Genomic DNA, 13,320 nt, shown 5'->3' with positions numbered 1-13,320 from the left:
GGCGGTTACTTGAACGAGCGCAGGTCTTCCTGCAGACGCTCAACGAAGGCTTCGATCGGCATAACGCCAAGATCGACGCCGCCACGGGCACGCACGGCTACCGTTTGCGCATCACGCTCCTTATCGCCCACGACGAGGAGATAAGGCACCTTTTCCAGCGTGTGCTCGCGTATTTTATAGCTAATCTTCTCGTTGCGCAAATCGGCCGTCACTCTAACCCCTTGTTTTTGCAACGTTTGGGCCAGAGATTGTGCATATTCGGCCTGACTTTCGGCGATATTGAGCACAATTGCCTGGAACGGCGCGAGCCAGGCCGGCATCGCACCAGCGTGGTGCTCGATCAGAATGCCGAGGAAACGCTCCATCGAACCGACGATTGCCCGATGCAGCATCACCGGCCGGCGGCGGCTGCTGTCGTCCGCGACATACTCGGCACCGAGGCGCTCCGGCAGCACCATGTCGAGCTGCAGCGTGCCGCACTGCCACGAACGGCCGAGCGCATCCTTGATGTGGTATTCGATCTTCGGACCATAGAACGCACCCTCGCCCGGCAGCTCTTCCCACTTGAGGCCGCAGGCCGTCAGCGCGTCGCGCAGGCCCTGCTCGGCGCGATCCCACGTCTCGTCCGTGCCCGCACGCTGGTCCGGGCGCAACGACAGCTTGATGTCGATGTGATCGAAACCGAAGTCCTTGTACACACTCATGGCCAGCGTGTTGAACGCAATCGACTCCGAGATGAACTGGTCTTCCGTACAGAAGATGTGCGCATCGTCCTGCACGAAGCCGCGCACGCGCATCAGGCCATGCAGCGCACCCGATGCCTCGTTGCGATGGCACGAACCGAATTCCGCGTAGCGCAGCGGCAAATCGCGGTACGAGCGCAGGCCGTGCTTGAACACCTGGACGTGACCCGGACAGTTCATCGGCTTGATCGCGTAGTCGCGCTTTTCCGACTCCGTCGTGAACATGTTCTCGCGGTAGTTCTGCCAGTGGCCCGACGCCTCCCACAGCGAGCGGTCCATGATCATCGGCGTCTTGATCTCGAGGTAGCCGGCGTCGTTCACGCGGCGACGCATGTACTGCTCGACCTGCTGCCACAGCGCCCAGCCCTTCGGATGCCAGAACACCATGCCCGGCGACTCTTCCTGCATGTGGAACAGGTCCAGCTGCTTGCCGAGCTTGCGGTGGTCGCGCTTTTCCGCTTCCTCGAGCATGTGCAGGTACTGATCCTGGTCTTCCTTCTTCGTCCAGGCCGTACCGTAGATGCGCTGCAGCTGCTCGTTCTTCGAGTCGCCGCGCCAGTACGCGCCCGCGACCTTCATCAGCTTGAAGACCTTCAGCTTGCCGGTCGACGGCACGTGCGGGCCGCGGCACAGGTCCGTGAAGCCGCCGTGCGAGTACAGCTTGATTTCGTCGCTTCGCGGAATCGATTCGATGATCTCGGCCTTGTACTTCTCGCCGAGGCTGCGGAAATAGCCGGCCGCCTCGTCGCGCGACACGACGCGGCGCGTCACCGGCTCGTCCTTCTTCACGAGCTCCTGCATGCGCTTTTCGATCTTTTCCAGATCTTCGGGCGTAAACGGGCGGTTGTACGAGAAGTCGTAGTAGAAGCCGTTGTCGATCACGGGACCGATCGTCACCTGCGCATCCGGATACAGATCCTTCACCGCGTAGGCGAGCAAGTGCGCGGTCGAATGACGGATGATGTCGAGACCGTCGGCATCCTTGTCCGTCACGATCGCGAGCGATGCGTCGCGATCGATGACCGTGGACGTATCAACGAGCTCGCCATCGAGCTTGCCACCAAGCGCAGCCTTCGCAAGGCCGGGACCGATCGAGGCGGCAACCTCGGCAACTGTCACCGGATGCTCGTATTGTCGAACTGAGCCGTCAGGCAAGCGTATCGAAACCATGGCAATCTCCGTGATGCCGACAGTGGGCGGCAGACCAAGCACGCGATGTAAAAGTCACGCGCGAAAATTTCGCGACAAAAAAAATGCGGCCCCGCTTTCGAGGGGCCGCATTCGATACTTCACTCAAACTGAAAGGGCGAAAGGGTTCCTCGACTAGCGTCGCTCCGAAAAGGTTTCGGTCAACGTTCGCGGTGTCATAACCGTATTCGCCTTGTTCGCGTTGAGTTATTTACTGCATCGAACACCCGGAAACCGGGCATTCTCAATTCGTTGGTAGGCTCGATTGGACTCGAACCAACGACCCCCACCATGTCAAGGTGGTGCTCTAACCAGCTGAGCTACGAGCCTAGAGAAGCTAAGATTATATGGGGCTACCGATGACTTGGCAAGCGTTTTTATGCAGTCGCAGCAAAATGCTCGCGTTCCAGCCCTATTACGGGGACGTCACCCCTTGCGCCCCGCCCGCACGACGCCCGGCACCTCGCCGAGCAGCGTGCATGCACGCTGCACCTGCGCGGAATTCGACACCTCGACCGTGAACTGCATGAAGGCCGCATTGCGGCGGCTTTGCGTCTTCACGCCCACCACGTTCATCTTCTCGCGCGCGAACACTTCGGAGATGTCGCGCAGCAAGCCTTGCCGGTCGCTCGCCTCGATCATCAGGTCGACCGGATAGACCGACACGCCGCGCCCGCCCAGCACGTCGGCCGACCAGGTCGTCTGCAGCACGCGCTCCGGCGCCCGCTCGACCATCCGCCGGAACGTCGGGCAGTCGCTGCGGTGAATCGACATCCCCTTGCCGCGCGTCACGAATCCGCTGATCGGGTCGGGCGGCGCCGGACGGCAGCAGCGCGCGAGCTGAGTCAGCAGTGCATCGACGCCGACCACCAGCACGCCGGTCGACGCGCCGTGCGCGACACTCGCCCCGCTGCTGCGCTTCTCGAAATCGGCGGGCGCCTCCGGCGCGTGCTCGGGCGGCGGCGCATCGGACAGCGCGTGCTCGACGTTGCGCAGGCTGAATTCTTCCTTGCCGACCACCGAGAACAGTTCCTCGGGCGACTTGAAGCCGAGCTTCGCGGCGAGATTGTCGAGGTTGACCGACGTCTTGCCCTCGCGCTGCAGCGTCTTTTCGACGAGCGCACGACCATGCGCGATGTTTTCTTCCTGCTCGATCGAGTTGAACCACGCCCGCACCTTCTGCCGCGCGCGCGAGCTCTTCAGATAGCCGAGTTGCAGGTTCAGCCAGTCGCGCGACGGCCCGCCCTCCTTCACCGCGACGATCTCGACCGTCTGGCCGTTCGCGAGCGACGTGTTCAGCGGCACCATCACGCCGTCGACGCGCGCGCCGCGGCAGCGATGGCCGAGCTCGCTGTGCAGGTGGTACGCGAAGTCGACCGGCGTCGCGCCCTGCGGCAGCGCGATCACGCGCGCCTGCGGCGTCAGCACGTAGATGTGGTCATCGTCGAGCGACGTCTCGCGCAGCTGGGCCCAAGCCTTGTCTCCCGACACTTCGGTGCCGTCCTCGACGTCGTCCTTCCATGCGAGCAGCTGGCGCAGCCACGCGATCTTCTCGTCGTACTTGTCGCTTGCCGAGAACTGGCCGCCATAGCCGCGCGCGCCCGCTTCCTTGTAGCGCCAGTGCGCGGCGACGCCGTACTCGGCGAAGCGGTGCATTTCCTGCGTGCGGATCTGCACTTCGAACGCGCGGCCGTCGTCGCCGATCACGACCGTATGCAGCGACTTGTAGCCGTTCGGCTTCGGGCGCGAGATGTAGTCGTCGAATTCCTTCGGCACCGGCTGCCACAGGTGATGCACGATGCCGAGCACCGCGTAGCAATCCTTGATGTCCGGCACGATCACGCGGAACGCACGCACGTCGTACAGCTCGGAGAAGTCGAGCTCCTTGCCGCGCATCTTGCGCCAGATGCTGTAGATATGTTTCGGCCGCCCGCTCACGTCGGCCGGAATGTGCGCTTCCGCCAGCTCGTGCTGGAGCCGCTCGATGGCCTGCGCGACGTACGCCTCGCGTTCGACGCGCTTCTCGTCGAGCAGCCTGGCGATGCGCTTGTAGGTGACCGGATCCTCGAAGCGGAACGCGAGGTCCTCGAGCTCCCACTTCAGTTGCCAGATGCCGAGACGGTTCGCGAGCGGCGCATAGATCTCGAGCGTCTCGCGCGCGACGTCAGGCGGCGGATCGATCTTCGACGCCGCGTAGTAGCGCAGCGACTGCAACCGCGACGCCAGGCGGATCAACACCACGCGGATGTCCTGCGCGAACGCGAGCAGCATCTTGCGCAGCGCCTCGATCTGCGTGCGCCGCTCCTCCGCGGCGTCACGCCCGGCGTCGGGCATCGCGTTCTGCGTGACGCGCAGGCTGACGGTGCCGAGCCGCAGCAGCTTGCGCACATCGGACACGAGCCGCGCGACCTCTTCGCCGAAACGCTCGGTCAGCTCCCGCCCGGGATCGTTCAGGTGCGGCGTCAGCACGAACAGCGCGGCCGCCTGCATCGCGTGCGGGTCGACGTTCAGCGTGCGCATGATCGATGCCGTGCCCGCCGAGTGATCGGCGAGCAATTCCCCCGACGACAGGCGGGCGTCGCCGGCCCGCTCGCGCACGAACGCGAGCACGTCGTCGAACGACGGCGCCACGACGGAAGAAGGGGAAACGGACTCGGTCATCGCACGGCCTGGCGTATTGCTGTCATCGTGACGCTTCGCTCAACTCCGCTGCGCGGCGACGACGACGATCTCGACGAGCAGCGCCGGATCCGCGAGCTTCGCCTCGACGGTGGCGCGCGGCGGCGTGTTGCCCTGCGCGACCCACGCGTCCCACTCCGCGTTCATGCCCTCGAAGTTCGCGAGATCCGAAATATAGATCTGCACCGACAGCAGATGCGCCTTGTCGCTGTTCGCTTCGGCGAGCAGGCGGTCGATATGGCCGAGCACTTCGCGCGTCTGGCCCTTGATGTCCTGGGTGGTGTCTTCGGCGATCTGACCGGCCAGATACACGGTACCGTTGTGGATCGCGGTTTCGGAGAGACGGGCCCCGACGTGGTGACGAATGACTGCCATGGAATGTTCCGGTCGTTGAGTGGGTGAAGAATCGGCGACACGCGGCCCGCGTGCCGCCGAACCGCATATTATGACGCGTTTATGCGTCGCCTTCGACGAAAAACCGGCGGGCGAGCGCAATCTGGTCGGCGCTCAGGAACGCCGGCGCGTGCCCCGTGCCGGAGATTTCCGCCTGCATCACACGCCGGCCGCGGCGCACCATCTCGGCGACGGTCTCGCGCGACAACAGGTCCGACTCGGCGCCGCGCACGATCAGCAGCGACGCATCGGTCGTCTCGATCGCGCGCCACAGCGCGGCCTCGCCGAGCGCGGCGAGTTCGGGCGTCGTCGCCTTGAACGGCTCGGCGATGCGCGGGTCGTAGCGCATCGTCCAGCCGCCGTCGGGCAGCTCGCGCAGCAACGGCCCGTTGATCTCGCGCCATTCGTCGCCGGTCAACGCGCCGAACGGCAGCGACAGCGACGTCAGATAGTCGATACCCTCCTGCTCGGTCGCAAAGCGCGGCTGCACGCCGAGGTATTCGCCGATGCGCGTCAGCGAATCGGGCTCGATGCGCGGGCCGACGTCGTTGACGATCACCCGGCGCAGCGGCGAACCGGGCAGCCCCGCGAGCGCCATGCCGATCAGCCCGCCCATCGACGTGCCGAACCAGTCGACCGACTCGACGTCGAGCCGCGCGATCAGCGTGACCATGTCGGCCACATATTGCGGAATCGCGTAATGCCGCGGATCGGCAAGCCAGTCGGAGCGACCGCGCCCGACGACGTCGGGGCACACGACGCGATACGTATCGGACAGCGCGGCGGCAAGCCGGTCGAAATCGCGCCCCGAACGGGTCAGGCCATGCACGCAGACGAGCACCCGCGAATTGGCGGGGTCGCCCCATTCGGTGTAGGCGACGTGGTGCAGGCCCGCGACGCTCGCACACTGTACGCGTCGCTGACGGGGAACGGGAGGATTCGCTGAGGGGGTTGGCATCGTTGGCATCCTGTCGAACGTGGGCGGCGCGGCGGGCAGCGCTTGCGCCGCCCGATGCAAACGATTGTAAACCGCTTCGTGACGGCGGGGCGTCACGCGCCGGCGGTCATCCGGCGCGTCGTTCGCGACGGCTCACGCGTTGAGACGCCACGCGTCGCGCAACTGCTCGCGCAGGAAATCGACGAATGCGCGCACGCGCAACGGCACGTGACGGCCGCCGGGATATACGGCATGAAGCGGTGCCGCGGGCGCAGCGAACGCCGGCAGCACGCGGACGAGCCGGCCCGCATCGAGATCGGCGCCGACGTCCCAGATCGACTTCAGCGCGATGCCCGCGCCCTCCAGCGCCAACGTCCGGGCCGCGCCGCCGTCGTTCGTGAGCAGCGCGGCCGTCACCTCGACCGTCACTGCCCCCTGCACGCCGTCGAACCGCCACTCCGTACGCGGCTGGTCGCCCATCACGATGCATCGGTGTGCACGAAGCTCGGCCGGATCGGCCGGCAGCCCGTGCACGGCAAGATAGCTCGACGACGCGCAAAGCACGCGATGATTCGGCGCCAGCTCGCGCGCGATCATCATCGTGGAATCGGCGAGCCTGCCGATCCGCACGGCCACGTCGATGTCGTGCGCGAGCAGATCGACGATCGTGTCGGTCAGCATCAGCTGCACGGCCAACGCCGGATGTTGCCGCTGAAACGCCGCGACGAGCGGCGCGATCCGCAGGCGTCCGAGTTCGCCGGGCGCCGTCAGGCGCAGCACGCCGCCGACCGTGCCGCGGCGATCGCTCATCAGCGTTTCGGCGCGATCGACCTCGGCCAGGATGCGCAGCACCTGCGCATGGAATTGCGCACCGTCGTCGGTGAGCGTTTGCTGCCGCGTCGTCCGGTGCAGCAGACGCACGCCGAGCCGCGACTCCAGATGCGCGAGCCGCTTGCTGACGACGGACAGCGACAAGTCCAGCTCGCGCGCCGCCGCGGACAGGCTGCCGGCCGACACGATCTTCGCGAAGGTATCGAGTGCCGGGAGATCGTCGATCAACATCGCGGCACCGAATTCACCCAATCCTTTCCATTTTTCGAATAATCCATTCGCTTTTATCCCGTATTTGCGCTCGTGGCAGAAACCTACCATACCTGTTCCCCGTCGTCGCTCGACGCCATTCACAGGACACCCGAAACCATGTCGATCCATCTTCCTTCGATCGCCCGCGTCATCGCTGCGGCAGCCTGCGCCGTTGCGCTGTCGCCTGCCGCATCCCGCGCGGCCGACCTCGTCGAGCCGCACGCTCTGACCGTCGCGGCCGACGTGCCGGCCGCGCAGGCACGCGCGCAAATCCTCGCCGCGCGTCGGTATGGCACGTTCTGGGATACGGGCGACGCCGCCCTCGCCCGCACGGCGCTCGCCGCCGGGTTCATCGATCGAACGCTCCCGGCCGGCCGCGCACAGGGCGTACCGGGGCCGCTCGCTGCATCCCGAACGATGCGCGCAGCCATCCCGGACCTGCGTTGCGACATCGAACAGATGATCGTCGCGGGCGATCGTGTCGTCGTGCACCTGCATTTTCGCGGGCATTTCACCGGCACATTCAATGGAACGACCGGAAACGGGCAGACGGTCGACTTCATCGCGACCGACATCTACCGGATCGACGACGGCCGGATCGCGGAAAACTGGCATATCGAGGACAACCTGACACTGTTGCGCCAGCTCGGGCTCGTCGGCTGACGGAGGAGACGATGAATCACAGCGACTACGATTCGGCGACGCATCCGGCGCGCCGCACGTTTCTTACCCAGGCCGGCGCCGGGCTGGCGGCCGGCATCGCGATGGCCGCGGGCGCGCCCCAGCCGGCAACGGCTGCGCCGATAGCGGGTCCCGCGGGGACGGACACCGGCGGGTTCTGGCCGGACGATAAGCGGCTCGTCATCTCGATCTCGATGCAGTTCGAAGCCGGCGGACAACCGCCCAAGGGCGCGGACAGTCCGTTCCCGTCCGTCGAATTTCCACCGTCGGTGCCGGTCGACCTGGCGTCGGCCACGTGGTTCGCGTATGGCTATCGTGAAGGAATTCCCCGCCTTCTCGACCTGTGGGACCGGCACGGCGTGAAAGTCACGTCGCACATGATCGGAGAAGCCGTACGCCGGCACCCCGAACTGGCACGGGAGATCGTGTCGCGCGGCCACGAAGCGGCCGCGCACGGACCGACATGGCGGTCACAATTCGCGATGAACCGCGACGACGAGCGCCGCTTCCTCACGGAAGCCCGCGACATGGTCGAAGCGGCGACGGGACGGCGCCCGATCGGCTACAACTGCAACTGGCTGCGGCGCGGCCCGCATACGCTGTCGCTGCTGCAGGAACTCGGTTACGTGTACCACATCGACGACGTCAGTCGCGACGAGCCCTTCATCGAGACCGTCGGCGGTCGCGATTTCGCGGTCGTCCCGTACACGCTGCGCAACAACGACATCCTGCTGATCGAAGGCCGCAACTACTCGCCGACGATGTTTCTCGAGCAGATCAAGCTGGATTTCGACCAGTTGTACGCGGAAGCCGGGCAGCGGCGCAGATTGATGTCGATCAGCGCGCACGACCGGATCAGCGGCAACCCGCAAATGGTCCGCGCGTGGGACGCATTCCTGCACTACGCGCGCTCGCATCCGGGCGTTGCCTTCATGCGCAAGGACGACATCGCCCGCTTCGCGTTGCGCAGCCGGTCGACGCTGCGCGAGGCCGAAACGATCTGACCGGCTTGCACCCTCTCCTCACTTCGGAAAGACCATCATGAATGATCCGCTCCACGGAAAGAAAGTCCTCGTCGTCGGCGGCAGCTCCGGCATCGGCGCCGCTGCCGCGCAAGCATTCGCGCAACATGGCGCCGTCGTGACGATCGCGTCGCGCGACCCGGCCAGGGCCGGCGCGGGTATCACGGCAGGCGGCCACCTGCGCACCGAAGCGCTCGACATCACCGATACGGCGGCTGTCGATGCGTTCTGCGCGCGTGCCGGCCAGTTCGACCACGTCGTGATTTCGGCCGCGAAGACGGCCACGGGCCCGATTCGCGCACTGCCGCTTGCCGACGCGCAGGCCGCGATGGACAGCAAGTTCTGGGGCGCATACCGCGTCGCCCGCTCGATCGACATCGCACCCGGCGGTTCGCTGACGTTCGTGTCGGGTTACCTCAGCGTACGACCGAGCGCATCGTCGGTGCTGCAGGGTGCGATCAACGCGGCGCTCGAGGCGCTCGCCCGCGGTCTTGCGCTCGAGCTGGCGCCCGTGCGGGTGAATACCGTATCGCCGGGCCTGGTCGCGACGCCGCTGTGGGACAAGCTCGCGCCCGACGCACGCGACGCGATGTACGCGGGCGCCGCCCAGCGCCTTCCCGCAGGCCGCGTAGGCCAGCCGGAGGACATAGCGAATGCGATCGTGTATCTGGCGACGACGCCTTATGCGACCGGCTCGACGGTGCTGATCGACGGCGGCGGCGCGATTGCATGACGCAGCCATGACAAAACGCCCCGCGTTCCTGACGGAACGCGGGGCGTCGAGGGCTGCGGAACGACGGCGCTTACGCGACCGCGCTCACATCAAGCGGTGCACCCGTCTTCGCCTGGATCTCTTCCGCGCTCACGCCGTCGGCGAGCTCGAGCACCTTCAGGCCGTCCGGCGTCACCTCGATCACGCCGAGATCGGTAATGATCAGGTCGACCACGCCGACACCCGTCAGCGGCAGGTTGCATTCGTCGAGGATCTTGTGCTGGTCGCCCTTCGCGACGTGCTCCATCAGCACGACGACGCGCTTCACGCCCGCGACGAGATCCATCGCGCCGCCCATGCCCTTGATCATCTTGCCCGGGATCATCCAGTTCGCGAGGTCGCCCTTCTTGCTGACCTGCATCGCGCCGAGGATCGCGAGGTTGATATGGCCGCCGCGGATCATCGCGAACGAATCGGCCGACGAGAAGATCGACGAGCCCGGCAGCGTCGTGACGGTCTGCTTGCCGGCGTTGATCAGGTCGGCATCGACTTCTTCCTCCGTCGGCGACGGACCGATGCCGAGCAGGCCGTTCTCCGACTGCAGCCACACCTCGACGCCTGCCGGCACGTGGTTCGCGACGAGCGTCGGCAGGCCGATGCCGAGGTTCACGTAGAAGCCGTCCTGCAGTTCCTTCGCCGCGCGCGCGGCCATCTGGTCACGATTCCAGGCCATGTCAGTCTCCTTTCGCGCGTACGACGCGTTGTTCGATGCGTTTCTCGGGCGTCGCGTTCAGCACGATGCGCTGCACGAAGATGCCCGGCGTGTGGACCTGGTCCGGATCGAGCGTGCCGTTCTCGACGATCTCCTCGACTTCCGCCACGGTGATCTTGCCCGCCATCGCGCACATCGGGTTGAAGTTGCGCGCGGTGCGGCGATAGATCAGGTTGCCGGATTGGTCAGCCTTCCACGCCTTCACGAGCGCGACGTCGGCGGTGAGCGACGGCTCGAGCACGTAATGGCGATCACCGAACTGGCGCGTTTCCTTGCCTTCCGCGATCACGGTGCCGTAGCCCGTGTTCGTGAAGAACGCGGGGATGCCGGCGCCGCCCGCGCGCAGCTTCTCGGCGAGCGTGCCCTGCGGCGTGAATTCGAGCTCGAGTTCGCCGGCCAGGTACTGGCGCTCGAACTCCTTGTTCTCGCCGACGTACGACGAGATCATCTTCCTGATCTGGCGCGTTTCCAGCAGCAGGCCGAGACCGAAGCCGTCGACGCCCGCGTTGTTGCTGATGCAGGTGATGCCCTTGACGGCGGAATCGCGCAGTGCCGCGATCAGCGCCTCGGGAATCCCGCACAGGCCGAAGCCGCCCACCGCGAAGGTCTGTCCGTCGCGGACGATCCCCTCCAGCGCGGCAGCCGCGCTTGGATAGACTTTGTTCATCTGTATGTCCCTTCCTCTATGGAAACCAGCAAAACCGGTTCACGCGCCCACTGGGCCGCAAGCCCGCCGCATCATTCTATGCATGCACGGCGATGCCTGCGTCGAGGCGCGCTGTTTTTATATCGCGACAAACCACCGCGAGATGCCTGGAAGGGTACGATGCGGCGCGGATGCGGCACAATACGCAAAAATACATAAGCGTTTGCCTCCGCTTGCCTGCTCCATGCCCGCTCTCGATTACCAGACTGCCTTCCACCTCGCGCCGCTCGGCCTCGTGATGTCGCGCGACCGCGTGATCGAGGACTGCAACGACGCGCTCGCGTCGATCTTCCGCTGCGCGCGAGCCGACCTGATCGGGAAGTCGTACGAAGTGCTCTATCCATCGCCGGACGAATTCCAGCGCATCGGCGAGCGCATCTCGCGCGTGATGATCGCGAACGGCATCTATGCCGATGACAGAATCATGAAACGGGCCGACGGCGAGCTGTTCTGGTGCCACGTGACGGGCCGCGCGCTCGACCGCACCGCGCCGCTCGCGGCGGGCGTGTGGACTTTCGAGGACCTCAGCGCGACGCGCCGGGTCGCCGTCGAGCTGACGCCGCGCGAACGCGAGATCGCCGCGCAGCTCGCGACCGGCAAGACCAGCAAGCAGATCGGGCGCGTGCTCGACATCAGTTCGCGCACGGTCGACATCTACCGCGCGCGGCTGATGCGCAAGTACGGCACGAACAATACGCCGGAACTGCTGCAGCGCCTGCTCGGCCAGTGACACGCGCCCCGGAATGGCAATCGGCCGCGTGACGCGGCCGATGCGGGGGATCATCAGGAAATGGCGGCACACCGGCGCCCGGACGCCAGGTTCGATGCTGCCGCGCTCAGTCGACCTTCGCCGCGAGCGCGCGCTCGATCGTATCGCGCAGCAGTTGCGGCAGCGGCACCGACTTGCCGAGCGCATAGTCGACCCACACGCAGCGCGCGTTGCCGCGCGCATAGACGTGCTGCGGATCGTCCGCGCGCGTCAGCTCGAAACCCGTGTCGAAGCTGCTGCGGCCCGGCTTCGCGGCCGACATCCTCGCGATCACGTCGCCCGGATAGTGCAGTTGCTTCAGGAACTCCATCGACGCCGTGACGATCACGGGGCCCTGCCCCTCGCCGTTGCCGCCCGCGATGCCGAGTTCCTCGAACCACGAGATCCGGGCCTGTTCCATGTAGCGGAAATAGACCGTGTTGTTCACGTGGCCGAACGCGTCCATGTCGCCCCAGCGGATCGGCATCGACATTTCAAATACGGGGGAATATTCGCTCATTGCAGTCTTCTTTGTTGCTGAATGTCATCCACTCAGGCGAGGCCGAAGCCGTCGTCGGCGGAGATAATCGAGCCATTGATGAACTGCGACTCGTCGGCCGCGAGCAGCAACAACAGCCCGTCGAGATCCTGCGGCTTGCCGACGCGCCGGCGCGGCAGCATCGACTGCAGCTTCTGGCCCTGCTCGGTTTCCCACAGGTAATGATTGATTTCCGTATCGATATAGCCCGGACAGATCGCGTTGACGTTGATCCCGTGGCGCCCCCATTCGAGCGCCATCGCACGCGTCATCTGCACGACCGCCGCCTTGCTCATCGCATACAGCCCGATCTGCGGAAACACGCGCAGACCGGCCACCGACGCGATGTTGATGATCCGGCACGGCGGCTTGCCGTTGCCGTTCGCGCGCATGATCATCCGCTTCGCCACCTCCTGCGCGACGAAGAATGCGCCGCGCGTGTTGGTATCGAACACGAATTCGAAATCGGCCGGCGTCACGTCGACGAGCTTCTGCATCGTCGAGACGCCCGAATTGTTCACGAGGATGTCGATCGTGCCGGCCTCCGTCTCCGCGTGCGCGATGGCCGCCTTGATGCTCTGCACGTCGGTGACGTCAAGCGACACGACGTGCGCGGCACCGCCCGCCGCCTCGATCTCCGCGCGCAGCTCCTTCAGGCGCTCGACGCGGCGGCTCGCGAGCACGACCTTCGCGCCGGCCTGCGACAGCACCTGGGCAAAGCGCTGCCCGAGGCCGCTCGATGCGCCCGTGACCAGCGCGACCTTGCCTTCCAGATTGATCGATCGACCCATTGCACATCCCCTTTCGATGTCGTTTCGCCGCGGCGGACGCCCTGTCCCACGCAGCATAACCCTAGCACAAAAAATAGAACGATCGTGCTAATCTATTCGCATGCTGTTGCGGCAAGCGTTTTGTTTCGCGGACAATACGCTCCCGAATAAAAGCATTCTAACGGTTAGAGGAACGCCAATGACCCCCGCAAGCCTCATCGAGCAATACGGCCCGCGCGAATCGATGGAATACGACGTCGTGATCGTCGGCGGCGGCCCCGCCGGGCTGTCGGCGGCGATCCGGCTCAAGCAGCTGGCCGCCGAGAAAGGCACCGAGATCGGCGTGTG

14 protein-coding genes and 1 tRNA gene are annotated in these 13,320 nt (G+C 65.6%); 5 read left to right on the top strand and 10 right to left on the bottom strand.

The features are described 5' to 3' along the window. Window positions 1–5: 5 nt before the first annotated feature. From thrS to DIE21_RS26450, 6 genes are all read right to left on the bottom strand, one after another. A complete protein-coding gene (thrS, locus tag DIE21_RS26480) occupies window positions 6–1,913 on the bottom strand; it encodes a threonine--tRNA ligase (RefSeq protein WP_124500465.1) in 1,908 nt (635 codons plus the stop codon). A 271-nt stretch (window positions 1,914–2,184) separates the two neighbouring features. After that, a tRNA-Val gene (locus tag DIE21_RS26470) sits at window positions 2,185–2,261 on the bottom strand. Between the two features lie 96 nt (window positions 2,262–2,357). After that, window positions 2,358–4,592 (bottom strand): bifunctional (p)ppGpp synthetase/guanosine-3',5'-bis(diphosphate) 3'-pyrophosphohydrolase, encoded by a 2,235-nt coding sequence (locus DIE21_RS26465; protein WP_124500464.1) that lies wholly within the window; start codon window positions 4,590–4,592, stop codon window positions 2,358–2,360. A 39-nt stretch (window positions 4,593–4,631) separates the two neighbouring features. Further along, complete coding sequence (locus DIE21_RS26460) at window positions 4,632–4,985, bottom strand: RidA family protein (protein WP_014897238.1); 354 nt, start codon at window positions 4,983–4,985, stop codon at window positions 4,632–4,634. Between the two features lie 79 nt (window positions 4,986–5,064). Further along, a complete protein-coding gene (locus DIE21_RS26455) occupies window positions 5,065–5,961 on the bottom strand; it encodes an alpha/beta fold hydrolase (RefSeq protein WP_124500463.1) in 897 nt (298 codons plus the stop codon). 132 nt (window positions 5,962–6,093) lie between these two features. Next, window positions 6,094–7,002: a LysR family transcriptional regulator gene (locus DIE21_RS26450; protein ID WP_124500521.1), complete on the bottom strand. Its 909-nt coding sequence runs from the start codon at window positions 7,000–7,002 to the stop codon at window positions 6,094–6,096. 138 nt (window positions 7,003–7,140) lie between these two features. Here DIE21_RS26450 and DIE21_RS26445 point away from each other — a divergent pair, with 138 nt between their 5' ends. From DIE21_RS26445 to DIE21_RS26435, 3 genes are read left to right on the top strand one after another with little or no spacing between them, the layout of a single operon-like run. Next, complete coding sequence (locus DIE21_RS26445; RefSeq protein ID WP_124500462.1) at window positions 7,141–7,686, top strand: ester cyclase; 546 nt, start codon at window positions 7,141–7,143, stop codon at window positions 7,684–7,686. 11 nt (window positions 7,687–7,697) lie between these two features. Then, the gene (locus DIE21_RS26440; RefSeq protein WP_124500461.1) at window positions 7,698–8,708 is read left to right on the top strand and encodes a polysaccharide deacetylase family protein; all 1,011 of its coding nucleotides are present in this window, start codon (window positions 7,698–7,700) and stop codon (window positions 8,706–8,708) included. A 37-nt stretch (window positions 8,709–8,745) separates the two neighbouring features. Beyond that, window positions 8,746–9,459 (top strand): SDR family oxidoreductase, encoded by a 714-nt coding sequence (locus DIE21_RS26435; protein WP_124500460.1) that lies wholly within the window; start codon window positions 8,746–8,748, stop codon window positions 9,457–9,459. 70 nt (window positions 9,460–9,529) lie between these two features. On the opposite strand, the gene DIE21_RS26430 is transcribed toward DIE21_RS26435, so the two are convergent. Both DIE21_RS26430 and DIE21_RS26425 read right to left on the bottom strand, forming a co-directional pair. After that, entirely contained in the window at window positions 9,530–10,171 is a 642-nt protein-coding gene (locus DIE21_RS26430; protein ID WP_124500459.1) for a CoA transferase subunit B, read from the bottom strand. Between the two features lies 1 nt (window position 10,172). Further along, window positions 10,173–10,877: a CoA transferase subunit A gene (locus tag DIE21_RS26425; protein ID WP_124500458.1), complete on the bottom strand. Its 705-nt coding sequence runs from the start codon at window positions 10,875–10,877 to the stop codon at window positions 10,173–10,175. 223 nt (window positions 10,878–11,100) lie between these two features. Between DIE21_RS26425 and DIE21_RS26415 the strand changes: the two genes are divergently transcribed. Next, complete coding sequence (locus tag DIE21_RS26415) at window positions 11,101–11,646, top strand: LuxR C-terminal-related transcriptional regulator (protein ID WP_124500456.1); 546 nt, start codon at window positions 11,101–11,103, stop codon at window positions 11,644–11,646. 106 nt (window positions 11,647–11,752) lie between these two features. Here DIE21_RS26415 and DIE21_RS26410 read toward each other — a convergent pair whose 3' ends face one another. Both DIE21_RS26410 and DIE21_RS26405 read right to left on the bottom strand, forming a co-directional pair. Beyond that, the gene (locus DIE21_RS26410) at window positions 11,753–12,184 is read right to left on the bottom strand and encodes a thioesterase family protein (RefSeq protein WP_124500455.1); all 432 of its coding nucleotides are present in this window, start codon (window positions 12,182–12,184) and stop codon (window positions 11,753–11,755) included. Window positions 12,185–12,216: 32 nt separating this feature from the next. Next, a complete protein-coding gene (locus DIE21_RS26405) occupies window positions 12,217–12,993 on the bottom strand; it encodes an SDR family oxidoreductase (RefSeq protein WP_124500454.1) in 777 nt (258 codons plus the stop codon). A gap of 106 nt (window positions 12,994–13,099) precedes the next feature. Between DIE21_RS26405 and DIE21_RS26400 the strand changes: the two genes are divergently transcribed. Continuing rightward, a partial coding sequence (locus tag DIE21_RS26400) for an FAD-binding protein (protein WP_258167503.1) occupies window positions 13,100–13,320 on the top strand: 221 nt, incomplete at its 3' end.

Origin of the sequence: Burkholderia sp. Bp9140 (assembly GCF_003853425.1) — a bacterium.
Taxonomy (GTDB): Bacteria; Pseudomonadota; Gammaproteobacteria; order Burkholderiales; family Burkholderiaceae; genus Burkholderia.
Note: the sequence above shows the minus strand (reverse complement) of the source record. Positions and strands in the feature narration are given on the sequence as shown.

Excerpts from the sequence above, each read along its gene's own strand:
- DIE21_RS26450 (WP_124500521.1), bottom strand. The coding sequence starts at position 7,002 with ATGTTGATCGACGATCTCCCGGCACTCGATACCTTCGCGAAGATCGTG.
- DIE21_RS26465 (WP_124500464.1), bottom strand. The coding sequence starts at position 4,592 with ATGACCGAGTCCGTTTCCCCTTCTTCCGTCGTGGCGCCGTCGTTCGAC.
- DIE21_RS26425 (WP_124500458.1), bottom strand. The coding sequence starts at position 10,877 with ATGAACAAAGTCTATCCAAGCGCGGCTGCCGCGCTGGAGGGGATCGTC.
- DIE21_RS26405 (WP_124500454.1), bottom strand. The coding sequence starts at position 12,993 with ATGGGTCGATCGATCAATCTGGAAGGCAAGGTCGCGCTGGTCACGGGC.
- DIE21_RS26430 (WP_124500459.1), bottom strand. The coding sequence starts at position 10,171 with ATGGCCTGGAATCGTGACCAGATGGCCGCGCGCGCGGCGAAGGAACTG.
- DIE21_RS26410 (WP_124500455.1), bottom strand. The coding sequence starts at position 12,184 with ATGAGCGAATATTCCCCCGTATTTGAAATGTCGATGCCGATCCGCTGG.
- DIE21_RS26415 (WP_124500456.1), top strand. The coding sequence starts at position 11,101 with ATGCCCGCTCTCGATTACCAGACTGCCTTCCACCTCGCGCCGCTCGGC.
- DIE21_RS26435 (WP_124500460.1), top strand. The coding sequence starts at position 8,746 with ATGAATGATCCGCTCCACGGAAAGAAAGTCCTCGTCGTCGGCGGCAGC.
- DIE21_RS26445 (WP_124500462.1), top strand. The coding sequence starts at position 7,141 with ATGTCGATCCATCTTCCTTCGATCGCCCGCGTCATCGCTGCGGCAGCC.
- DIE21_RS26455 (WP_124500463.1), bottom strand. The coding sequence starts at position 5,961 with ATGCCAACCCCCTCAGCGAATCCTCCCGTTCCCCGTCAGCGACGCGTA.
- DIE21_RS26440 (WP_124500461.1), top strand. The coding sequence starts at position 7,698 with ATGAATCACAGCGACTACGATTCGGCGACGCATCCGGCGCGCCGCACG.
- thrS (WP_124500465.1), bottom strand. The coding sequence starts at position 1,913 with ATGGTTTCGATACGCTTGCCTGACGGCTCAGTTCGACAATACGAGCAT.
- DIE21_RS26460 (WP_014897238.1), bottom strand. The coding sequence starts at position 4,985 with ATGGCAGTCATTCGTCACCACGTCGGGGCCCGTCTCTCCGAAACCGCG.